Origin of the sequence: Burkholderia theae (assembly GCF_048565265.1) — a bacterium.
In the GTDB taxonomy this organism is placed as follows: domain Bacteria; phylum Pseudomonadota; class Gammaproteobacteria; order Burkholderiales; family Burkholderiaceae; genus Burkholderia; species Burkholderia theae.
In genome coordinates this window covers 936915-957992 of record NZ_CP183463.1, presented here as the reverse complement: position 1 = coordinate 957992, position 21078 = coordinate 936915, and the positions used below count along the sequence as shown (strand labels likewise).

Below are 21078 nucleotides of genomic sequence, written 5' to 3'. Positions count from 1 at the left end.
CCTCGAGAAACGAACCGAAATGGGCAATCTGATCGACGCTCCCGAACACACCTTGACTGCGATCGACGAGGGCATTCCTCTGTCGCACATCATTCGTCGTCGGCTCGAGAACGCGGGCGTGCGCTTCCATGCAAACGACAACATCGCTGCGCACCTGCGCGACGGCGAACTGGATGCGTTGCAGAACGAAGTTGCGCAGGGAATGGAAGCGGTGCTGCGCTCGCTCGTGATCGATGTCGACAACGACCACAACACCCGCGAAACCTCGCGGCGCGTCGCGAAGATGTTCATCCGCGAAGTGTTCGCGGGCCGCTACGACGCTGCGCCGTCGGTCACCGAATTTCCGAACGTCGAGCGGCTGGACGAGTTGCTGATCGTCGGGCCGCTGCGCGTGCGCAGCGCGTGCTCGCATCATCTCTGCCCGATCATGGGCCGCATCTGGATCGGCGTGCTGCCGAGCGCCGCGTCGAATCTGATCGGCCTGTCGAAGTATGGAAGGCTGGTGAACTGGGCCATGACGCGCCCGCAGATCCAGGAAGAAGCGGTCAAGCAGATCGCCGATCTCCTCGAATCGCGCATCTCGCCCGACGGGCTTGCCGTCGTACTCGAAGCCGAGCACTTCTGCATGCATTGGCGCGGCACCAAGGACGACCAGGCAAGAATGACCAGCAGCGTGATGCGCGGGAAATTTCTCGCGGACGCATCGCTTCGCCGAGAGTTTCTCGCCTTGTTGTCCGGAAAGCATGCGTAATGCGCGCGACAGGCATTCGCGACGAATGCGATGGCACCGTGCCCGGCCATGAGCCGCGCCCGCTCGTCACCGCGGGCGCGCAACAGCAGGAAGCGCAAAGCCATACGGAGTTTCCGATGAACTGCTCGCACGATTCGCTCCGCCCGTCGTCCGGCCAGGGTCGATCGACAAAGCCGCATTCAGGCAGGCAGCAACGCCGGGACGCGTCCCGCGCGAGGTCGCGCCCGGGCGGCAGAACCGAATTCACCGCCGATGCGGTGGTTCAGCCCGACGAAGCACCTGACGCGCATGCGGAACTCGACCAATTGCTGTCTCGCGTGGCCGCCGGCGACGAGCACGCGTTCGCGCAGCTGTATCGATTGACGGCGGCGCGGCTGTACGGCGTGATCGTCCGGATGATCCGCGACCGCCACGAAGCGGAAGACCTGCTTCAGGACGTGTTCACGACGGCGTGGCGTCGCGCCGACTCATTCGACGCCGGACGCGGCACGGCGATGACATGGCTGATGACGCTCGCACGCAATCGGACCATCGACCGGATCAGGCAGCACCGCGAGGTTCCGCTCGACGACGAACTGGCGCTGTCGATCCCCGACGAAAACCCGACGCCCGATCTCGGCGCGCAGGCGAGCCAGGAGCGCCTGCGTCTGGAGCGCGGGCTCGCGCATCTGGGCGAACGGCAGGCGTATGTGCTCCGGCAAGCGTTTCATGGGGGCGCGTCTTACGCGGAGCTGGCCGAACGCATGCAGGTGCCGCTCGGCACGATGAAGAGTTGGATTCGTCGCAGCCTGATGCGACTCAGGATGTATCTCGAGCAATGAGCGCGCGAATCACCGCGCGGTTCGATCGCGCTGCGCGAGTCGGACCGCGCTCCGTTGAATCGGCATTTGCCGCGGCGGGGGCAGCGCGCCGCCGACTCGATGGAGAAGTGACGGTATCGCCGCCGAGGGCCCGCGATATTTCATCGTGATGCCGCCGAATCCGATGCCCCGGCACTCGGGTCGGCGAGCTGTTCAGGGCGTCGCCACGGAAGGATCCGGATCAACCGTTCATCGAAGGCGCGGCGGCCAGCAGCGAGAGACTTGCCACACTCGTCAACAGGCACCGCAACGCGAAACACCAAGCCGGAACGAAATCTTTTCTCCACAGCACGCCGTCGACGGCCGCGCAGGCGACGAGCACGATCGCCATTGCCGTGAGCCGCGCGCCAATGCCCGGCATCATGAGCACGGCCCACGCCATCAATGCGGGGATCACGCTCCATCCGTAGAGAATGTGCTGGCGGGGCGGCGATTCGGACGCGCGCAGCGCGACACCCCAATGCACGGCCCCGACGAACGACGCGATACACGCGGCGTAGTTCAGCAGCGCGTGCACATAATCGTCATTGTCAGCCGACGCGTGGACACTCAGCCGCGACAGCGCGACGAACGGCGCCAGGCCGGCCAGCGCCAACGCTGCGGGAACGCGGTAGCGATGCAGCGCCGCACGCATGATCATGACCTCGGCGAAACGATCAGCGCGCCCTGGCCACCATCGACGCCGAATTGCTGGCCGGTCACCCATGACGCATCGGCGCTCAACAGGAGCGCAGCAAGCGCGGCGGGATCGTCGCCGACGCCGAGTCGTCCGAGCGGATTGGCGTCCGCTAGGCGCTTCGCGACCTGCGGCGCACTCGTCAGACGCGCGGACATCGCCGAGACAATCAGGCCGGGATGAATGCAGTTGACGCGAATCCCGCGCGCCGCGTAGGTGGCGGCCGCCACCTGCGCGAGCGCGCCAACCGCGGCTTTCGCGCTGGCGATGGCTTAATGGTTCGGAAACCCGGTTCTCGACGCGACACTGCCGAGCAGCACCGCACTGCCCCCACCCCGGCCTGGGCGGCGAGCAACATGCGGACGAACGCGCGCAATGCGTTCCATGCCGAGAAGTAATTCGCCGCGAACGCGTCATGAAGTTCGGAATCCGAAGTCGAATGCATCGGCTTGACGACGATCGAGCCGACGCAATGCGCAAGCCCGTCCGGCACGCCGAATCGCTCGACGCCTGCCTCGAGCGCCCGATCGAGCGCCGCCGCATCGGTCGCGTCGGCGGGCGCAACGACCACACGCTCGCGCGACATCGTGTCGGCAAGGGCGCCGAGACTATCAGCGTGTCGGGCGGTGAGCACCATTGAAACGCCCGTGGCGTCCAGCCGACGCGCAAGTGCGCTGCCAACGGCTCCCGTTGCCCCGCAAATCCAGACAAAAGCCATGACGATTCCTGTTGCAAGCACCCTTCCCGCGCGGCGACTCCGGCTCGTGCGCGCGCGGCGCTCTATGACCGCCGCACGATGCGCGGCCGGGCCGCGACATGCCGTTTGATCACAGTTTCTATTCTATGCCAATTCCCGGCAGGATGAAGCGACATAACGACTCACCATGACTTAACGAGTCAAAATATACGTGTCATATGCCACAAATATCGGCTTCATATGCCCGTTCATGACGTAGAATTCAATTTAATCGCGACGAATTTGCGCAATATTCTGCATTTTCTATGATGAATCAGATGACTTCGCTTTACGATTCACCCGCCAACATCGCGATCGTCGGCGCGGGAATCGCCGGGCTGGCCTGCGCGCGCGTCCTCACCGATGCGGGCCACCGAGTGACGGTGTACGAGAAAAGCCGTGGCGTGGGCGGGCGCATGAGCACGCGCCGCGCGGACGGCTGGCAGGCCGATCACGGCGCGCAGTATTTCACCGCCCAACATCCGGCATTCGTCGCCGAAATATCGCGATGGGTCGCCGGCGGCGCAGCCACCCCGTGGGCCGCGCGCGTCGCATCGATCGGCTCGCTCTGGCCGCGGGCACTGCTCGCGCCAGCTCAGCGATACGTCGGCGTGCCGGGCATGACTGCACCGGCGCGCCATCTGTCGGCCGGAATCGAAACGGTGCGCGAGACGACGATCACGGGGTTGATGCGAGACGAACATGGCTGGCGACTGATCTCGGCCGAGCATCGTGCGCTGGACGCGCGTCACGACGTTGTCATCGTCGCGGTCCCGGCGCCGCAGGCCATCCCGCTTCTGCAGCGCGCCGAACCGGGTCTCGCGGTGATTGCCCAGCGTACCGAGATGCGACCGGCCTGGGCCGTGATGGCGCAGTGCGGCCATTTGCCGGACCCGGGATTCGACGCGGCATTCATCAATTCCGGTCCGCTTGGCTGGATCGCCCACGACACGTCCAAGCCCGGGCGCACCGGCGCGAGCACGTGGGTGCTGCACGCGACACCCGACTGGAGCCAGGCCCATCTGGAGGCGCCGCCCCAGCAGATAACGCGCACGCTGCTGGACGCCTTTCGGGACATCGTGGGCGCAACCGCGGACACGGCAACCGCCCATCGCTGGCGCTATGCCGAGCCGGCGCCGTCGTCTGTCGCGACTCCCGGCCGCTTTGCGTGGCGGGCAGGCCCGCGCATCGGACTGTGCGGCGACTGGCTGGGCGGCGGCAAGATCGAAGGCGCGTGGCTCAGCGGCACCGGCCTCGGCGGCGCGGTGGCCGACACCCTGATCACGCACTGAACGGCGGCGGCCGATGGCAGAACGGCCTACAGCGATTCGATATTCCGCACCACGCTGTCCGCCTGCATGCGAATCGCTTCGAGCGCCTCGTCATCAAAGCGCGCGAGCTGCCGATAGACCATCCCGAGCCGGTTGTTGTGCTGCAGTACGCCGCGGTGCCGGTCGAAAAAGTCCCAGTACAGCGCGTTGAACGGGCATGCGCGCGCGCCGGTTCGCGCATTGCGGTCGTACGCGCAGCCCTTGCAGTAATTGCTCATCCGATGGATGTACGCGGCGCTGGAAACGTACGGCTTGGTCGCCATTGCCCCGCCGTCGGCGTATTGACTCATGCCGAGCGTGTTCGGCATCTCGACCCATTCGAACGCATCGATGTAGACACCGAGGTACCACTCATGCACCTCGTGCGGATCCAGTCCGGCCAGCAGCGCAAAGTTGCCGATCACCATCAGCCGCAGGATGTGGTGCGCATGCGCGTCTTCGAGCGACTGCCGCAGCGCGTGCGACATGCAGGCCATTCGCGTGCGGCCATCCCAGAACCAATGCGGCAACGGGCGGCGATGACCGAACGCATTGCTGTTTTCATAGCCCGGCATGCGTGCCCAGTACACGCCGCGCACGAACTCGCGCCAGCCCAGTATCTGCCGGATGAACCCTTCGACCGCGGCAAGCGGCGCCGCGCCGCTGCGATACGCGTGCTCGGCCCGCGCGACGACTTCGCGCGGATTCAACATTTTCACATTGAGCGCGAACGACAGCATCGAGTGGAACAGGCGCCGCGCGCTCCCGTGCATCGCGTCCTGGAACTGCGCGAAAAACGGTAGCGCATCCCGGATGAAGGCGTCGAGGCAGGCGAGCGCTTCGGCGCGATCGACGGGCCAGCGGAAGTCGCCGGCCGACGGCTCGCCGAAGCTGCGCACGCCCGCCGCAACGATCTGTTGCCACAGCGCGCGATGATCGTGATGCGGACGCCAGTCGGCCGGTTCCGCGGGCGAGCCGGGCCATGCCTGGCGGTTTTCCGCATCGTAGCTCCACTGCCCGCCTGCCGGTCGCCCTTCCGCGTCGAGCAATACGCGATGCCGCACGCGGATGCTCCGGTAGAAGCGATCCATGATCCATGATCGGCCGGTTCCGAGCACGTGCCCGACCTCGTCGCGCGTCGTATGGAAATGACCGGTATCGACCGCGCGAACCGGCACGTTCGCCGCTGCCGCATAGGCGCTCAGCTGCTGGTCGACACGCCATTCGTCCGGTAGCAGATACTCGATGCACGCTGCGCCGTGAAGCTCGGCGACACTGTCCAGGTTGGCGGGAATGGCCTGACGATTGAGCGGGTCGTCGATCTCGATGTAGTGCACGCGATGGCCCGCATCGCGCAACAGCGACGCGAAGCGACGCATCGCCGCAAAGATCGCAATCAGCTTCTGAGCGTGATGGAGCGTGTAGTCGGTTTCCTGCCGAACTTCCATCAGCACGTAGATCGTTTCGGCCCGGACATCGGAAAACCAATGATGATTCGGGTCCAGCTGATCGCCGAGGACAAGCCTTAAAGTCTTCATGGGACGCTTCGCGATTGATGATCGCCGCCTGGGTTGTCGAGACACCTGCGCGTGCGCGTCGGACGAAACACCTTGACCCACCGCACGCCCGGCACCGCGCGCGTCCCGACCGACCTCGCGACACCGAGCGGCACCGCTTCGAAGCATGCTAGCCGGCTCGCGCTTCGCGAACCACCTTTTCGGACGAAAATCCGCACGTTGAATCACTTTCCTGCTTCGTATTTCACGCAAACTGCGTACAATCCTGAGACAACAGTACGTCAACTTCAGGAGAGCAACGATGCCCCCTCGCAAGGATCGCGATACGCCCCATCGCTATCGCAGCGGCGAGGCCGCGCGCCTGGCGCGCATGCCGGCAGCCACGCTGAGAATCTGGGAAAGGCGCTATGGCGTGGTTGCGCCGCCGAAAACGCCGTCCGGACAACGGCTGTACTCGGACGACGACGTCCAGCGCATTCGATTGCTGAAAACGCTCGTCAATCAGGGCCACGCGATCGGCTCGATCGCCAGCCTGAGCCGCGAGGAACTCGAGGCGTTGTCGTTGACGAATACGCGTGACCCGGCGTTTCACGAGGCAAGTGTGAGCCTCGCGGTCGTCGGCGCGCTTTCGATTCCGGAAGCCGCGATCGAGCGAATGGGAATCCGGATCGCCGCGCGAATCGACTCGCTCGACGACACGAGCGCGCATGCAGGTACGTCAGTCGATGCCCTCATCGCGACGACCACGTCGCTCCATGAGGATGTCGTTTCGCAGCTCGCTGTCGTGGCGCAACAGCTCAACGCGCACGCCGTGGCCGTCGTGTACGGGTTCGGCACGGCAGAGGCGGTCGAGCTGGCGCGTCTGTCGGGGTTCGAGTTGTTCCGGTCGACGGAAGGCCAGACCAACCCGATATCGATCATTTCGAAACTGGCGCAAGCCGTCGTCAAGTCGCGCCAATCGAATGACGCGGATCGCGGGCTCTGGCTGCGCACGCGGCGACGCTTCGACGAGGCGACGCTCGCGTCGCTCAGCGGCCTGTCCACCACCGTCAAATGCGAGTGTCCGCGTCACCTCTCCGAATTGATCATGCAGCTCAGTGCGTTCGAGCGATACAGCGACGAATGCGTGTCGCGATCGCCGGCCGATGCGCTGCTGCACCGCCACCTTGGAGACGCAGCGAACCGGGCAGCCGAATTGCTCGAGACGGCGCTTGCCGTCATTCTCCGCGAAGAGGGATTGGGCGGGACGACGCCGGAACTGAAGGCGTTGTAGCGCGGCACGCGCCGCCGGCCGTTCCGACCTGCCCACGACGGCAGGTGGCGATGCCATTTCGCGTGCAATGCAGTGCTTGCGTCGATCACTGAGCCGAAACGGAAGAACGAGCCGCTGCGGCAGGCGATGCCGGCGGCCTGCCCGTGGTTCCGGCATTCGACGCATGCGCGACGCGATTCACGAACGCGGAGAGATCGTCGAGCACTGACGCCATCCCTCTCAACGGCGCGCCCAGAACACCGACGATCGACGCATGGCCCACGTTCCTATAACGCATGACCACGACGGTGTCGCCCCTCTCTTGCAATGCTCGCGCGAAGCGGGTCGTGTTGCCGGGCGCGACCACGGTGTCGTTCTCCGCGGTGGCCAGCCACATCGGCGGCTCCGTACCCTGAATGAACCGGATTGGCTGGCTCGCGGCACGCACTTCCTGCGGGAATATCCTTTCAAGCGTTGTATCGCGCAGCGGCAGGAAATCATAAGCCCCGGCCAGGCCAATCACGCCGGCGATATCGCTCTTCCGCATCGCCTGAGCCGCCAGATAGCGGCCGTCGGTCGCAAGCAATGCGGCAATCTGCGCGCCCGCGGAATGCCCCATCAGAAACAGGCGACGTGGATCGCCGCCGAACGCAACCGCGTGCTCGCGTGCCCACGCGACCGCCTGCGCCGCATCGTCGACGAAACCGGGAAAGGTGGTCGCCGGATACGTCCTGTAGTCGGGTAAGACGGCAACAAAACCCCTCGACGCGAGCGCCTCGCCCACGAACAGATAGTCCTTGCGCTCGCCGGACTGCCAGCTTCCGCCGTAAAGGAACACGACCACAGGGGCGCCCGCACTTGCATCGGCCGGCCAGTGACGCAAGACGCGCGTGGGCAAGTAGACGTCGAGCACCTGGCGTTCGCCGGATCCGTACGGGATACCTGCGAAAAGACTGAACGTGTAGCTCGGCGTCAGCGCATTCAGGAGCCGCACCGGGCTGCACGCGGAGAGGAGACCGGCCGCGAGCAGCACCGACAGGACGACAAGCCCGGCTTTCATGTTCATGGAGATCCCCATTCCTGACGATTCCGGCCGCATCCGCCGCCTGGTTTGTGGTTTACGGTGCTTGCGCGCAAGCGGATGCATGCATCGCATGGCAACCGCTCCCCTTGACGGCATCCAGATCTTCCGTGCGCAAGTGCATCCGTCCGCAACGGAGAGTCGTATGTGGAATGGATAGGTGAATCAACGCGGAATGCCGACGGTCGCTCGCTGCCAAGCAAACGACCGGTGGCGAGTCCGCTCGTCGACGATAGTGAGAGCCGTCTGCCATGAACGTTCTACCTGCCACTTTCCCCGAGATGCAACGTCGACGTGGCGGCACGGCGACCATGCCGTTACCGATACCGCGCGAACGATCATGAGAAGCGCGCCGAATCAACTGACGTCGAGCACGCAAAAGTCCGGCGCCGCTCGCGTGTACGTCTATCTCGCAACGACCCAGGCAGGATGGCTGGTATGCGTGATGACTGCCGCAGCGCATCACGCCGCGTGGGGCGTCACCTATGCGCTGATCGCGACAGCAGGCCATCTTCTCTTCGCGCGTCGGCCCGCATCCGAGGCGCGGATCGTCATCACGGTCACGGTGTCCGGATGGCTATGGGACAGCGCCATTGCACATTCCGACCTGCTCGTGTACCCGAACGGCGTTCTTCTCAAAGGTACAGCGCCGTACTGGCTCGCGGGGCTGTGGGCGCTGTTCGCGATTCAACTCAACACCTTGCTGCTCTGGCTTCGGGCGCGACCACTCGTCTCGGCGCTCGTCGGCGCATTCGCAGGCCCCGCATCCTTTCGCGCAGGTGCGGCGCTGGGGGCCGTTCATTTCAAAGACCCGGCTGCAGCGCTCGTAGTTCTCGCAACCGGCTGGGCGTTCATCTTGCCGGCCGCGCTTGCGATTGCAAGCCATTGGGATGGCGTAACGCGCCCTTCTCCTCCGCCAATCGGCGCAGGCGACATGAATGACGCCCGCGCCGGATAGAGCCGGACGCGTCGCAAGCCAGCGTGATCTCCGATCCCGTTCAAATTGCCAACGTACCTTCCCAGGCACCACACATGACAAGCTCCGAACTGCCTTATGAATCCCGCCCCGTTATCGTATGGTTTCGGGATGACCAACGACTTAGCGACAATCCCGCACTCTCTCATGCGGTCAGTACCGGCCATCCTGTTGTTTGCGTCTACGTCTACGACCCTGCCCCGAAGCTCGGGCGCGCCATGGGGGGCGCGCAAAAGTGGTGGCTGCACGAGTCCTTGAAAAAACTCGACGGCTCGCTTTCCGCTCTCGGCGGCTCGCTGCTCGTGCTTCGCGGTAACGAACACGAAGCCATCAGGAGCCTCGCCGTCGAGACCCGGGCGGCAATGGTTTTCTGGAATCGCCGCTACTCGAAAGCGCAAACGGAAATTGATGCATCGGTCAAGAAAGACCTGATCGAGCGCGGAATCGACGTGTCGACATTCAATGGCCATCTTTTGCGGGAACCCTGGACAGTGGCCACGCGCGAAGGCTTGCCGTTCCAGGTATTCAGCGCGTACTGGAAAGCCGCTCGCCGCGATAATTTTATTTCACCATGCCCACTTTCGGCGCCCGCTCGGGTCACGTTCTTTCCCGTCTCCAGAAACGTGAGCGCACACGTCTGTACGCTTCTCGAACTTGCACTTCAGCCCTCGACGCCGGACTGGGCGGACGGTCTGCGTGCGACCTGGCGATGCGGCGAGGAGGCGGCCGGGCATCAACTCGAGGCCTTCATTGAACACTCGTTTTCCGACTATGCCGGCGCTCGAGATTTTCCGGCCACTCAAGCGACGAGCCGGCTTTCTCCGTATCTTCGCTTCGGAAATATCTCGGCCCGGCAGGTGTGGTATGCGACATTATCAGCGGTGGACACCCTACGAAGCAGGCGAGTTGTTCGCATTGACGATGCCAAAAATGAGTCGTTGAACACGTTCTTCAGTGAACTCGGATGGAGAGAGTTCTCGTATTACCTTCTCTATCACTGCGAACCCCTTCATCAGTTCAATTTTCGGCGTCAGTTTGACGCCATGCCGTGGCGTACCGACGCCAAGGCGCTTCGCGCGTGGCAAAGGGGGAAAACAGGATACCCGATGGTCGACGCCGGCATGCGCGAGCTTTGGCACACTAGGTTGGATGCACAACCGCGTGCGCATGGTGACAGCGTCATTTCTCACCAAGCACTTGCTGATCGACTGGCGCGAGGGCGAAGCATGGTTCTGGGATACGCTGGTTGATGCGGACGAGGCAAGCAATCCCGCCGGGTGGCAATGGGTGTCGGGAAGCGGTGCCGACGCAGCCCCGTATTTTCGAATCTTCAATCCTGTTTTGCAGGGGGAAAAGTTCGACTCGAGCGGCGAATACACGCGCCGGTGGGTGCCCGAACTGTCTGCACTCCCCGCCGAAACACTCCACAGCCCATGGACCGCTTCCGCTGAAGCGCTGCAGGAAGCATCCATCGCTCTCGGCGCAAGTTATCCCTTCCCGATCGTGGATCACCAGGTTGCACGCGCTCGGGCCCTAAGTTCGGTAGAGATCCTGAATACACAGAGTGGACCGGCTAGCCTTTCGTAGACATCTTCGAGCCATAATTTACGTCAACCGAGGAGGTCAGGATGAGCGACAAGCGGTACACGGATGAGTTCAAGATCGAGGCAATCAAACAGGTAACCGAACGGGGTCATTCGGTGGCGGATGCGGCGCAGCGACTGGGCATCACGCCCCATAGCCTTTACGCCTAGAAACTGAAGTTCGGCAGGCCCGACGTCGTGCGGCAGGCGGAGCTGGATCAGAGCGCCGAGGTTCGGCGACTGAAGGCCGAGCTCAAGCGCATGACCGAGGAGCGCGACATTCTAAAAATGCCGCCGCGTACTTTGCAAAGGGATAGCGGCAAGGTACGCGTTCATGCGAGCCCATCTCGGCGAGTTCCGCCTGCACTCGATGTGCCGAGTCCTTGGCGTGCATCGCAGCGGTTATTAAGTCTGGCAGCGGCAGACAGTTGGAGCCCGCAAGCGCGAGGAGGATCGATTGCTCGGTTTGATCAAGCATTCCTGGCTAGCCAGCGGCGGCGGCTATGGCTACCGCAAGATCACGGTGGATTTGCGTGAATCGGGCGAAACGTGCAGCCGTCACCGCGTCCATCGCCTCATGAAAGGCGAAGGTCTGCGGGCAGAAGTGGGCTATGGCAGCAAGCCCCGCTAAGGGGGGGCGGTCGGCGTAATCGCCAACGTGCTGAACCGTGAGTTCGCGCCAACCGCACCGAACTGGGTCTGGGTAACGGACATCACGTACATCCGGATTTACGAGGGCTGGCTGTATCTGGCGGCTGTTATGGATCAGTACTCGCGCCAGATCGTCGGTTGGGCTACGCGTTCGACGATGAACAGCGATCCGGTTTGACAGGCGTTGTTGACTGCGGTTTGGAAACGCAAACCGGGACCCGGTGTCATGGTGCATTCCGATCAGGGCAGTCAAGGTGGAATCAACCGGTCGTCGCAACACTAGATTGTTGAACGGACCTGAGATACTCGTCCAGAGCTTCAGCAGGCGTTTTCCAGCCGAGTGTTTTCCGGGGCCTGGTGTTCAACGTATTAGCAACGGCTTGAATCTCTCGAGCGCTCCACCGGGACAGATCCGTGCCGTTTGGAAAGTATTGTCGTAGAAGGCCGTTCGTGTTTTCGTTCGTGCCACGTTGCCATGGGCTGTTCGGGTCGGCGAAGAAGACCTTCACACCAGATTCAATTGTGAAGCGAGCATGATCGGACAGTTCCTTTCCCCGATCCCAAGTCAATGATCGCCACAACTGGGCAGGCATGCTCGTCACGGTTTTCTTGAGTGCGTTTGCCATCGTGACAGCCCCATAGCCGGCCAGCGCGGGACCGTTTTTCGTCCTGGGAATCAACCCATAGCCTTCCTCGCGAGGCAGATGGATGAGCATGGTGAATCGGCTTGATCGCTCGACCAGCGTTCCGATCGCAGACCGGTTCAAGCCGATGATCAGATCACCTTCCCAATGTCCCGGTACAGCACGGTCTTGAGCTTCCGCTGGACGTTCGGAGATCATCACGTCTTCGCTGACATGCCCCCACGCCTTGGCTTGCGCCCTGGCCCTTGGCACTCTCAGTGCTCGTCCGGTGCGCAGATAGGTCACCAGTTCGCGCTTGAGCGCACCACGCCCTTGAATGCAAAGCGCCTGATAGATGGCTTCGTGAGAAATGCGCATGGTTTCGTCATCTGGAAAGTCGACTTTTAATCGATTGGCAATCTGTTCCGGCGACCAGCCATTGACCCATTTGCGGTCACTGCGTTCTGGTTTATTCCGCCCGGTGAACGCCGCTTGACTAGGCCCTGCGACCTTACGTCCTTTAGCGTCGTGAACCTGGCCTTCCAGGCGCTCTTGCACATAGCGGTGCAGCCTCGGGTTTGTCGCAAGCTTTGCTGGTTTCGATCGCCTGGCAAACAATTCCGCCTTCCACTGCGCAACTGATGCACGATAATCGAGGCGGCCACTACGAGTTGCAGCATTTCGCTTGAGCTCTCGTGAGACCGTTGACGCGCTGCGGCCAATACGGCGAGCGATCTCACGTACGCCGACGCCTTCGGCTGAGAGTAATCCTATCTCTTCACGCTCAGCAAACGATAAGTACCTGCCGGATATTGGACTTGCCATGAACAACGGCATACCGCCACGCTCGCGAAACCAGCGTGTCCCTGCCGCCTGGGACACGCCAACTGCCGCAGCAGCCTTCTCGCTTGTGATTCCGGTCGCAACCTGCTCCCAAAACTGGCGCTCAACCTCGTGCCGAAGCGATAGTGCACCTGGCGAGCGCATCGCTCCTCGCCTCGTCAACTGTTGTATCCACTTCGATGGACGACCCATGAAACACCTCCTGGATTAAGGAGTTGCGACGACCGGTTGAATCCACCCAATTCACGAGCGATGACTGGCAGTCATTCCTGAAGGCGCACCATATGGTGCCAAGCATGAGTCGGCGCGGTAATTGCCACGACAATGCCGTGGCCGAGAGCTTCTTCAGCGCCCTAAAAATGGAGCAAATCAAGCGGCGCATCGATCCGAGTCGGGCGACCGCAACCTCGGACCTGCTCGACTACATCAAAATGTTTTATAACCCGGTTCGTCGGCATGGTTCTGCCGGCGATCTTTCACCGATTGAGTTTGGCGGCGCTACGCGCTAAACGGCTCGCGAGTGTCTACGAAACTCTGGCCGGCCCACGTGGCAAATCGATTGACCTTCAGTTGAATTCTGAAATTATGTCTATATGAACATAAATTATCATAATTTAATCTATTAAAAAATTAATTAACCATTAAATTTTTACTTCAATAAGTGATAAATTATATCGCGATTCAACTTTGCAAGAGATTTGTCATTAACCAACACCAACCGGCACTCACAATAATTGGCAAACTACATGTTTAAATTACAGCAGATCGTCAAAAATGGTTAGTTTTTCATGGAACGCACAAGATTCACGGTTTTTCACTATCGCCGTGAAGACTGAATCGTGCAAAAATCGGCCGGGATTGAGGGTGTAGCTCAATGGCAGAGCAGAAGCCTTCCAAGCTTACGACGAGGGTTCGATTCCCTTCACCCGCTCCATCGGGCCTCTAGCTCATGCCTGGTTAGAGCAGCGGGCTCATAACCCGTTGGTGCCGTGTTCGACTCACGGGAGGCCCACCAGCTTCTGCCCCGCTCGGACGAACACCCGGATTCGGGCGTTCGTCAAAGCCATGACAAGTGCCGCCGATTTCATTTTTGCTCGAATTGGGAGACAACCCGATGGCGAACTCTGACGAAAGTACAAAGCTTGCCGACTGCGTGATCGCAGTGATGTCAGATGGCGCAGAAAGAACGCTCACGAATCTACGTGCGGAGCTCGACACCTCGATTGGCCAGCTACGGCGCGTCGTCCGATCGCTGGAGAGTAGCGGACTAGTCTACGTTGACCGGACGACTGGCCCCCAGCACGAAAAAGTGTACAAGCTACTATGCGAGAAGGAGCTCGACGAACGGTCGAGATCACAGGCCAATTGGTGGCCTACAGCAGATCCAGTTGTGACCAATGCTTTCTTTGCGATGGTACGACTTACCGCGGATGACTCAATAGGTTAGGGAATCCACATCCTCAGGTGATGCGCCGGAGCGACTATCGGTGCCTTTCGTAACGCCCGGTTGGGCTTAACACTCCTTGACACCAACTCGGCAATGGCTCGTCATAGAATACGCATGTGCCCTCCGGCACATGTCGAAAAGTCCTCGCCCGCCTCGTGCGGGCTTTTTTTCAGGTGTGGAACAAAAAAAGGCCGTTAACGCGGCCAAAGTACCTGAGAGGACGGTTGTTGCTCGTACAACCAAACTCGATTGTCCGCATAACGGCGTGACACTCAGTGCGCTACCAAACCGAGCGCGGGCGGTCTCCACATGAAGCCGTCTAACCCGGACATTACCCTAATCGATGCGCACAGCATTGTAGCTTCCTGAACCGCACCGGGAATCGTGGTGGCTGGTTGGTTTAAGTTAATGCAGGACACGTCAGCGGCATTTCTGAGTTGCCCGCAGTAGTTTGCCTCAGCTTCAGCAGGCGGGATATAGCCGAGCGGTTCCATCAGCCGATGATGGTTGTACCAGGCGACCCATTCCAGCGTTGCCAGTTCGACGGATTCCCTTGTTTTCCAAGGGACGCGCCGGTGAATCGGTTCCGTCTTGTACAGGCCGTTGATCGTTTCGGCCAGCGCATTGTCGTAGCTGTCGCCCCGGCTGCCGACCGACGGCTCGATGCCGGCCTCAGCCAGCCGTTCGCTGTAGCGAATGCTGACGTATTGGGCCCCTCTATCGGCGTGGTGTATCAAAGTCCCGTCCTCCGCCCGGTTGGCGGGCGTACAGCGCTTGTTCAAGTGCATCCAGAACGAAGTCCGTGGTCATCGACGAGCTGACGCGCCAGCCAACAATACGGCGGGCGAACACGTCGATCACGAATGCCACGTACAGCCAGCCTTGCCATGTCGAGACATACGTAAAATCCGACACCCAGAGCTGATTCGGTCGGTCAGCCTTGAACTGCCGGTTGACTCGGTCCAGCAGGCGCGGCGCGCTCACATCGGCAATCGTTGTGCGAACATCGCTTACCGCGAACTGCGCCACGCAAGCCCTGCAGCTTCATCAACCGTCCGACCGTGCAGCGTGCCACCGCAATGCCTTCCCGGTTCATCTGCTTCGAGACCTTCGGCACGCCATAGACCTGCATGTTGGCCTGCCAGACACGCTTGATCTCCGGTTGCAAAAGCTCATCGCGTTTCGCGCGGGCGCAGCGTTTCGACGGATCGCGAAGTTGTGCTGCATGGCGTCGGTAGCCCGACGGGGCAATCCGCAAGACCTTGCAGATCGGCTCGACCCCGAAGGTGTCGCGATGCTGATCAATGAAGGCCTTCAGGACTTGAAACGGCGGTCGAGCTCCGCCTGGGCGAAAAATGCGCTCGCCAGTTTGAGAATCTCGTTGGTCCGGCGCAGTTCCTTGACCTCGCGCTCCAAGGCTTTGATGCGTTCACGCTCGGCCGTACTCACGCCATCGCGCTCTCCACGGTCGACCTCGTCGCGCTTAACCCAATCCAACAGCGTCTGCGGCGTGCAGCCGATCATCGGCGCAATCGATTCGACGGCCGCCCACATCGACGGGTGCTCGCTACGCTGCTCGCGTACCAGGCGCACTGCGCGCTCTCGGACTTCCGGGGAAAACTTGCTTGGCTTCTTGTTCATGGCTCCATTCTCTCAAGAGTTGGAGCCTCCACAAAACTCGGGGCGGTTCAAACTCGAGCGAAGAGTGTCCGGCGTTCGCGCGGAACTGTATCGGGACGCTTTGCAAATCACGCGGTCCCAAAGCCACTGTTAAACAGTGTTATCTGCCTTTGATGCCGTCAACGATGGAGCCCCCTGCACGTTGACCGATGGACGGCAAGCACCGTCTGTCTTCGATCATCTGAGGAAATTGCATGAAAGCTCTTATCACGGCTGCGTTGCTGACCGGTCTTGGAATCAGCCTTACCGGATGCGTTGTCTCGCCGCCGATGGTAGCGGGGCCGGCGCCCATTGGCATTACGGTGGGTTGGCATGGCGACCAGTATTACGACGGGCACCGCTATTGGGCGCGTGACGAATGGATACGCGGCCACCCCAACGATCGAGGCTGGCACGGTCAGCGTGAAGACCGGGGTGGCAATGATCATCACGATCGCGGCCACCACCACGACGACAAGCGTCATGACGACGATCATTAAGACCACTAACTAGGAAAGTGCAATGAAAAAGACAAAAACACTACTGCTTGTAAGTTTGGTTTTGGCCGCAGCATTTGCGTCACTGGTACCCGAGGCAGCGCAAGCGCATACCCACAAGGTGTGCCACTGGCATCATCTGCATCGCACCTGCCACTGGGTCCGCTGATCTGGCCGACGCGCAGTTTGTGAAGCGTCTGCGCAACATCAACTGACCACCCGGATAGACGGGCACGAAGAGCCGACCTCACGAGGTCGGCTTTTTTCGTTGCACATCGGGGGATCAAGTGCACGGTGTCGGGTGTTCGAGCGGACGTATCGAGATGCTCGGGAAAGTGTGCTGTCATAAGCCTCTCAACACGGTTTCCTCAAGATGCTGCGCTCACCGCGTAGGCCAACCGGCGCTTAGCGCGAACGGCCGCCCCCGACCGACGCCCGCCCTACGCGGTCGACGCAATCCGACCCGAAGCGGCCACTCGACAATCCCGATAGCGGCCGCACAAACGCGTCAAACTTCCAGGCTCATCGACCGCGCGACTTTAGCTCCGCCGCCGGCCAGCAGCCGCGTAATTCTGCCGCCGTCAATATTGAGCATGACCTTGATGACGCTTGGAGATGGCGGTTGCATCAGTTGTCCCTGTTCGATGACGATCTCCGGATCTTTGATGTACATATGTTCGTAGAGAAAGCACGCCAAAGGGCCAGCAGCCGTTCCTGTCGCTGATTCTTCATTGATGCCAAATCTTGGCGCAAACATTCGCGCCCCGGCATGGCGCGCCGGTACGATCGTCGTTGTTGAGAACAGGTAATACCCTATCAGGCCAAGTTCGTTGCTGATCTCCTCGATCATTGGATTGTCCGGTCGGACGTCCGCGACCGAGCGGCGATCCGGAAGCGCGATCATGAGAAAGCTGTTCCCAGTGTTGACTATTGTCGGGTTCCCGGCGCTGTAAATCTGTGCGTGTCGCAAGCCTATCGACCGCGCAACTCTTTGAGCGAGATCCGATCCTGGCGCGATTGAACTATATGTGGGCGCACTCTGTTCCATCATGACGGCGTGGTCGCCAACCACGACGGTTCTGCAACCATCAATAGTTTCCTTCGTCAACTCTCCAACATTCACTCTACCGAGCTCTCTTAGAAGCGAAAATGTAGCGATTGTCGCGTGCCCACAATGAGCAATCTGCCGCGTTGGCGTGAAAAACTCCAATTTGACGGTTGCCACATCTGATTTCGACACGAACGCCGTTTCAGATAGCCCAACTTGCCGGGCAACATCGCACTTCTGCTGTACGTTCAACGCGTCAGCATCAATCACAACACCTGCTGGATTTCCTCCGACTTCTCCATCCGTCAAAGAGTTGACGATCTGCACATTAATTCGCATCGGTTCTCCGGTGAGCTAATCTATCTTCTTCACGCGTCGGTTCCGCAACCAGACTCGTTGCGACAAGTTCGGCTTTCGCGCGATTGCTTGCTTGAGTGTCAGCGATCTGCGTGGCGATGTCGGCGGTGCCTAAGTGGACCGATCACTACTTGACTGCGATCGGCAGCTCGCAGCTACTCCGGTTTTTCGAGAACCACAATAACATTCAAACGACGCATACCGCCCTAGCGACTGGCACTTGGCAGGTCAGTCGACAATAAAGAGCTTCGCGCCTGTCCTAGTAAAGGACTGATGCGGCTCGGCGTTGTCGCCAACTTGATAACTCATGCCTGCTGTCAGGACGAACTTCCGCCCATCTTCGAGGGTCGTTTCCAACTCACCCTCCATGCAGAATAGAACATGCCCTTTCTGGCACCAATGATCCGCCAAGTAGCCCGGCGTGTATTCCACCATGCGCACGCGAATTTGATTAGGTTTCTCACCGAAAAATCGTGTGCGCCAATAAGCTGCGCCCGTCTCGCCTTTGTACTCGGTCTTTTCGACTTCCGCCCAGTTGGTCGTGCCAAATGCGAATGCATCCATCTTCATGATTTCGCTCCATGTGTTGTTAGGCTCATGCTCACCGTTCAATTTGCCACGCCGGTCACTCGTCCTTTCTTATCTGGCCGGATTAAGGCATCCGACATTATTAAGCGATTGTCTGGCAGACTGTCAGCGATCCACGGGGCAACGTCGAAGGTCCGCAATTGGCCGAACGCGGCCGGCCGCCGCCCGGTGACACACGACCGGCGCAGATCGACCCGCAAGAGACCGTGGATCGTCCCCGAAGCGGCCGTTCAATTGAGTTCGCTCGTTATTGTTAAACGATGGATTCGCCGGTCGTGTAGTCAATCCGATAAATGGTCCGATTGAAATCGACTACTTCGATACAATCGAATAGCAAACTGAAACCTTCGGAAAACACATCGGCGCCGGACGCCGACCAGATCACGTCGCCTTGCGGTGTTAAGCGCACAATTTCTAGTTCCCCATGCGAAATGAGCGCGGCACGCTTGCCTTCCCAGAAAATACCGAAGCACGTCGCGGTATCGACCTGCGTTGCCCAGACCAACCGATGGGGGAAATCCAAGGACAAGCAAACGACGTGATCACCAACAGCCAAGTACAGCTTGTCCTTGATCGCCACCGCCGAATGCTCATGCACCGCGGAGCATCCTCCGCTGGCCCCGACGACCACAATCCCGAGTCCGTCCAACTCAACTGCGTGGACCGACGTCAGCGTGCCGTCCGAAAGGCGTACTTCAAGCGGATAAGTGCGCGCATTGTCCTGTGATCCGAACGAGTACGCTGGCTCATTTACGATTCTCACCGGGCCAGATTGTGTGTGTATTTGCATGCGCGCGATCAACGATTGTTTGTTGGCGACGGTCTAACTCCACGACCGGTCTTCGGTGCACCGTCGTCTGGCAGGATGTTGGTCTGCCCCGTCAAACGGCCGACTCGTTGTGGCAAAACCAACGCGAACAGCTGGACTATCTGCTAATTCCTACCGCTGTTCGGAGCTAAACAAAAGAGATTGGTCGCCAGCCGACGACGCCCAGTTCGCGAGTTCAGAACCGAGCCGATTGATTGTTGCAGGCTCAAGCTCAACGGCGAACCGAGATCGGGCGCTTACAAGACGCGTACCATTTCTCTGACACTCGACCTCGAGTGCCGAATGTCCAACGCTGTCGAAAACGAACGCGCGCAGAACCAGCCAGCTGTATGAATTCGGAGCGTTCGAGCCGTTCTCGAAAACCACTTAATCCGCCGATGACCAAGGAAATTCATACAGGGAGCGTCCGAACGTTTCTATCGTCTCAGGATAATCGCAAAAATCGATCTCTGCCGCAAAACCGGAGCCCTGCATCGAAAATCGAAGTTGCAGCATGCCATCGTAATCGCGCCATAGCGGCTCAAGGGTAAGTCGCATTCCAACTCCGAAATCGTCTTTTGGGGTGTTCGAACACCTTCTACCATACCCTGCACGAGACCCAAGCATCGAAATTGTTGATGATCTAACCGGCGACATCAAGTGTCTCTTCATGGCCGGTAGCAGACTCACGTGGAGGCCCGCTTCCGACCCAAACCTGCCCTTCGGGTCACCAGATTCACGCCGTACGTTTCCGTAGCGATGCCAGTCTCCCGGCCTACATTGATCGTCGCAATGTTGGCCGGTCGTGTCGTTAGTTAATCTGGATCGAAACTTCGCGGGTATACGTCCGGTATCGCGATGCGATTCTATAGTCGACTTCATCTTGCCCGAGATAATCGGGATTCGGGATGTAGTAGACCACTTTGCCGAGTACCGTTGCGCCGTCGCACGAGGCGGTCATGGATGCCGTATTGGCAAGTTGGAACGATTCGCTACGCACTTCGACACGTCCGTGCGCCGGTTCATGGAGGAACGTGAGATCGGGCGCCTCCCCGCCGACGCATTGCTTGTTCCACGTCGCATGCGACGACAGTCTCACCTCCTTGCCGCGAGCCGTCGAGATATGAGCTGACACGAAGGCCGATCGCGGCACTACTGCGGTGGTGATTGAGGCTGCTGTTGGCGGCGACGCGGTGGCAGTCGCCGTGGTCGGAAACAAATCAATCACCGACGTGTGACCCATGCTCAAGGTAATGAGTGTAGGGTAGTCGTAAGCGGCACCCGAACCCATATCGACACCGACACCGATTGCTCCGCCGAATAGGAGGTTGCCGAAAGCCATTCCTTTCGTGTGCGATTTCACCGTAGCGAATCCCGGATCAACGCCATCCTTCTCGCACTTCACGCTGAGGTCGCCATATGCGCGATGAATGGCCACCGAGCCCGGTGTCTTAACAAACCAGATACCTTTGCTATTCTCGAGTTTGCACGACGCACCAGCAAGCTGGTCACCGTCCTTCACCGCCTGCACTGACACGATCTGCTTCGTGCCACTTACGATCGATGCGCATCCAGAAAGCATCGCCATGGACAGCATGGTCCCCCAAATCCCGGTCTTCATTTTTCCCCGCATTGTGATCAAGTTGTTATTTGTAGCGTTCGGCGTCTCCATTCACGAACGATCGCTATCCAAATTGATTGGTCCGGTCGCAAAGGGGGAGCGAATCGTCTGGGTACGCGTAAACTAACGTGTCCCATCCCTGCAGACCGTTAAAAATAGTCAGTTCTTCTTGGGTTGCGCGAGGTTCACGTTTT

General features: G+C 60.3%; 18 protein-coding genes, 1 tRNA gene, 4 pseudogenes and 1 other annotated feature. Of the genes and pseudogenes, 11 read left to right on the top strand and 12 right to left on the bottom strand.

What is annotated here, in order from left to right; translation table 11 throughout:
• Positions 1-19 precede the first annotated feature (19 nt).
• Positions 20-751: a GTP cyclohydrolase I gene (gene folE / locus ACN22W_RS36955; RefSeq protein WP_419690033.1), complete on the top strand. Its 732-nt coding sequence runs from the start codon at positions 20-22 to the stop codon at positions 749-751.
• A 116-nt stretch (positions 752-867) separates the two neighbouring features.
• A complete protein-coding gene (locus tag ACN22W_RS36950) occupies positions 868-1572 on the top strand; it encodes a sigma-70 family RNA polymerase sigma factor (RefSeq protein WP_419690740.1) in 705 nt (234 codons plus the stop codon).
• Between the two features lie 220 nt (positions 1573-1792).
• Here ACN22W_RS36950 and ACN22W_RS36945 read toward each other — a convergent pair whose 3' ends face one another.
• Genes ACN22W_RS36945 through ACN22W_RS36935 form a run of 3 tightly spaced genes read right to left on the bottom strand, consistent with a single transcriptional unit; the run spans position 1793 to position 3005 of the window.
• Positions 1793-2245, bottom strand: coding sequence for a DUF3429 domain-containing protein (locus tag ACN22W_RS36945; protein ID WP_419690032.1), 453 nt, complete (start codon positions 2243-2245; stop codon positions 1793-1795).
• 2 nt (positions 2246-2247) lie between these two features.
• On the bottom strand, positions 2248-2517 hold the full coding sequence (locus ACN22W_RS36940; RefSeq protein ID WP_419690031.1) for an SDR family oxidoreductase: 270 nt from the start codon (positions 2515-2517) through the stop codon (positions 2248-2250).
• Entirely contained in the window at positions 2457-3005 is a 549-nt protein-coding gene (locus ACN22W_RS36935) for an SDR family NAD(P)-dependent oxidoreductase (protein WP_419690030.1), read from the bottom strand. Before ACN22W_RS36935 ends, ACN22W_RS36940 begins: the two co-directional genes overlap by 61 nt.
• Positions 3006-3301: 296 nt before the next feature.
• Here ACN22W_RS36935 and ACN22W_RS36930 point away from each other — a divergent pair, with 296 nt between their 5' ends.
• Complete coding sequence (locus ACN22W_RS36930; RefSeq protein WP_419690029.1) at positions 3302-4315, top strand: NAD(P)/FAD-dependent oxidoreductase; 1014 nt, start codon at positions 3302-3304, stop codon at positions 4313-4315.
• Between the two features lie 26 nt (positions 4316-4341).
• Here ACN22W_RS36930 and ACN22W_RS36925 read toward each other — a convergent pair whose 3' ends face one another.
• Positions 4342-5871, bottom strand: coding sequence for a cryptochrome/photolyase family protein (locus tag ACN22W_RS36925; RefSeq protein WP_419690739.1), 1530 nt, complete (start codon positions 5869-5871; stop codon positions 4342-4344).
• Positions 5872-6151: 280 nt separating this feature from the next.
• On the opposite strand from ACN22W_RS36925, the gene ACN22W_RS36920 reads away from it, so the two are divergent.
• Positions 6152-7123 carry a MerR family transcriptional regulator gene (locus ACN22W_RS36920; protein WP_419690028.1) on the top strand — a complete coding sequence of 324 codons (972 nt, stop codon included), beginning with the start codon at positions 6152-6154 and terminating at the stop codon, positions 7121-7123.
• A gap of 85 nt (positions 7124-7208) precedes the next feature.
• Here ACN22W_RS36920 and ACN22W_RS36915 read toward each other — a convergent pair whose 3' ends face one another.
• Positions 7209-8168, bottom strand: coding sequence for an alpha/beta hydrolase (locus ACN22W_RS36915; protein ID WP_419690027.1), 960 nt, complete (start codon positions 8166-8168; stop codon positions 7209-7211).
• A 412-nt stretch (positions 8169-8580) separates the two neighbouring features.
• On the opposite strand from ACN22W_RS36915, the gene ACN22W_RS36910 reads away from it, so the two are divergent.
• The 3 genes and pseudogenes from ACN22W_RS36910 to ACN22W_RS36900 form a co-directional block, all read left to right on the top strand.
• Positions 8581-9141 (top strand): DUF2878 domain-containing protein, encoded by a 561-nt coding sequence (locus ACN22W_RS36910; RefSeq protein ID WP_419690026.1) that lies wholly within the window; start codon positions 8581-8583, stop codon positions 9139-9141.
• A gap of 74 nt (positions 9142-9215) precedes the next feature.
• A pseudogene (locus ACN22W_RS36905) lies at positions 9216-10746 on the top strand (cryptochrome/photolyase family protein).
• Between the two features lie 41 nt (positions 10747-10787).
• Positions 10788-11646: pseudogene (locus ACN22W_RS36900) on the top strand (IS3 family transposase); the annotation flags it as partial.
• Between the two features lie 7 nt (positions 11647-11653).
• Here the strand turns inward: ACN22W_RS36900 and ACN22W_RS36895 are convergent.
• Positions 11654-13051 (bottom strand): IS30 family transposase, encoded by a 1398-nt coding sequence (locus tag ACN22W_RS36895; RefSeq protein WP_419690025.1) that lies wholly within the window; start codon positions 13049-13051, stop codon positions 11654-11656.
• A 44-nt stretch (positions 13052-13095) separates the two neighbouring features.
• On the opposite strand from ACN22W_RS36895, the pseudogene ACN22W_RS36890 reads away from it, so the two are divergent.
• Both ACN22W_RS36890 and ACN22W_RS36885 read left to right on the top strand, forming a co-directional pair.
• Positions 13096-13433 (top strand): annotated as a pseudogene (locus tag ACN22W_RS36890) (integrase core domain-containing protein); the annotation flags it as partial.
• Positions 13434-13795: 362 nt separating this feature from the next.
• Positions 13796-13874 (top strand) — tRNA-Ile (locus ACN22W_RS36885).
• 704 nt (positions 13875-14578) lie between these two features.
• Here the strand turns inward: ACN22W_RS36885 and ACN22W_RS36880 are convergent.
• Positions 14579-15947, bottom strand: a pseudogene (locus ACN22W_RS36880) (IS3 family transposase).
• Positions 15550-15666, bottom strand: a sequence feature (AL1L pseudoknot). (Overlaps the previous pseudogene by 117 nt.)
• A 233-nt stretch (positions 15948-16180) precedes the next feature.
• On the opposite strand from ACN22W_RS36880, the gene ACN22W_RS36875 reads away from it, so the two are divergent.
• Both ACN22W_RS36875 and ACN22W_RS36870 read left to right on the top strand, forming a co-directional pair.
• Positions 16181-16465 carry a hypothetical protein gene (locus tag ACN22W_RS36875; protein ID WP_419690024.1) on the top strand — a complete coding sequence of 95 codons (285 nt, stop codon included), beginning with the start codon at positions 16181-16183 and terminating at the stop codon, positions 16463-16465.
• Positions 16466-16487: 22 nt separating this feature from the next.
• Positions 16488-16631: an HHHH-motif protein gene (locus ACN22W_RS36870; protein WP_419690023.1), complete on the top strand. Its 144-nt coding sequence runs from the start codon at positions 16488-16490 to the stop codon at positions 16629-16631.
• A 339-nt stretch (positions 16632-16970) separates the two neighbouring features.
• On the opposite strand, the gene ACN22W_RS36865 is transcribed toward ACN22W_RS36870, so the two are convergent.
• From ACN22W_RS36865 to ACN22W_RS36845, 5 genes are all read right to left on the bottom strand, one after another.
• On the bottom strand, positions 16971-17849 hold the full coding sequence (locus ACN22W_RS36865; RefSeq protein ID WP_419690022.1) for a PhzF family phenazine biosynthesis protein: 879 nt from the start codon (positions 17847-17849) through the stop codon (positions 16971-16973).
• Positions 17850-18095: 246 nt separating this feature from the next.
• Entirely contained in the window at positions 18096-18437 is a 342-nt protein-coding gene (locus tag ACN22W_RS36860; protein WP_419690021.1) for a DHCW motif cupin fold protein, read from the bottom strand.
• A gap of 271 nt (positions 18438-18708) precedes the next feature.
• On the bottom strand, positions 18709-19245 hold the full coding sequence (locus ACN22W_RS36855; protein ID WP_419690020.1) for a hypothetical protein: 537 nt from the start codon (positions 19243-19245) through the stop codon (positions 18709-18711).
• Positions 19246-19650: 405 nt separating this feature from the next.
• Complete coding sequence (locus tag ACN22W_RS36850; RefSeq protein WP_419690019.1) at positions 19651-19821, bottom strand: hypothetical protein; 171 nt, start codon at positions 19819-19821, stop codon at positions 19651-19653.
• Positions 19822-20074: 253 nt separating this feature from the next.
• The gene (locus ACN22W_RS36845) at positions 20075-20935 is read right to left on the bottom strand and encodes a hypothetical protein (protein ID WP_419690018.1); all 861 of its coding nucleotides are present in this window, start codon (positions 20933-20935) and stop codon (positions 20075-20077) included.
• Between the last annotated feature and the right edge of the window lie 143 nt (positions 20936-21078).

What these genes read in the sequence shown, in the direction of transcription:
- folE (WP_419690033.1), top strand. Translation starts at nt 20, where the DNA reads ATGGGCAATCTGATCGACGCTCCCGAACACACCTTGACTGCGATCGAC.
- ACN22W_RS36950 (WP_419690740.1), top strand. Translation starts at nt 868, where the DNA reads ATGAACTGCTCGCACGATTCGCTCCGCCCGTCGTCCGGCCAGGGTCGA.
- ACN22W_RS36945 (WP_419690032.1), bottom strand. Translation starts at nt 2,245, where the DNA reads ATGCGTGCGGCGCTGCATCGCTACCGCGTTCCCGCAGCGTTGGCGCTG.
- ACN22W_RS36935 (WP_419690030.1), bottom strand. Translation starts at nt 3,005, where the DNA reads ATGGCTTTTGTCTGGATTTGCGGGGCAACGGGAGCCGTTGGCAGCGCA.
- ACN22W_RS36930 (WP_419690029.1), top strand. Translation starts at nt 3,302, where the DNA reads ATGACTTCGCTTTACGATTCACCCGCCAACATCGCGATCGTCGGCGCG.
- ACN22W_RS36925 (WP_419690739.1), bottom strand. Translation starts at nt 5,871, where the DNA reads ATGAAGACTTTAAGGCTTGTCCTCGGCGATCAGCTGGACCCGAATCAT.
- ACN22W_RS36920 (WP_419690028.1), top strand. Translation starts at nt 6,152, where the DNA reads ATGCCCCCTCGCAAGGATCGCGATACGCCCCATCGCTATCGCAGCGGC.
- ACN22W_RS36915 (WP_419690027.1), bottom strand. Translation starts at nt 8,168, where the DNA reads ATGAACATGAAAGCCGGGCTTGTCGTCCTGTCGGTGCTGCTCGCGGCC.
- ACN22W_RS36895 (WP_419690025.1), bottom strand. Translation starts at nt 13,051, where the DNA reads ATGGGTCGTCCATCGAAGTGGATACAACAGTTGACGAGGCGAGGAGCG.
- ACN22W_RS36875 (WP_419690024.1), top strand. Translation starts at nt 16,181, where the DNA reads ATGAAAGCTCTTATCACGGCTGCGTTGCTGACCGGTCTTGGAATCAGC.
- ACN22W_RS36870 (WP_419690023.1), top strand. Translation starts at nt 16,488, where the DNA reads ATGAAAAAGACAAAAACACTACTGCTTGTAAGTTTGGTTTTGGCCGCA.
- ACN22W_RS36865 (WP_419690022.1), bottom strand. Translation starts at nt 17,849, where the DNA reads ATGCGAATTAATGTGCAGATCGTCAACTCTTTGACGGATGGAGAAGTC.
- ACN22W_RS36860 (WP_419690021.1), bottom strand. Translation starts at nt 18,437, where the DNA reads ATGAAGATGGATGCATTCGCATTTGGCACGACCAACTGGGCGGAAGTC.
- ACN22W_RS36855 (WP_419690020.1), bottom strand. Translation starts at nt 19,245, where the DNA reads ATGCAAATACACACACAATCTGGCCCGGTGAGAATCGTAAATGAGCCA.
- ACN22W_RS36850 (WP_419690019.1), bottom strand. Translation starts at nt 19,821, where the DNA reads ATGCGACTTACCCTTGAGCCGCTATGGCGCGATTACGATGGCATGCTG.
- ACN22W_RS36845 (WP_419690018.1), bottom strand. Translation starts at nt 20,935, where the DNA reads ATGGAGACGCCGAACGCTACAAATAACAACTTGATCACAATGCGGGGA.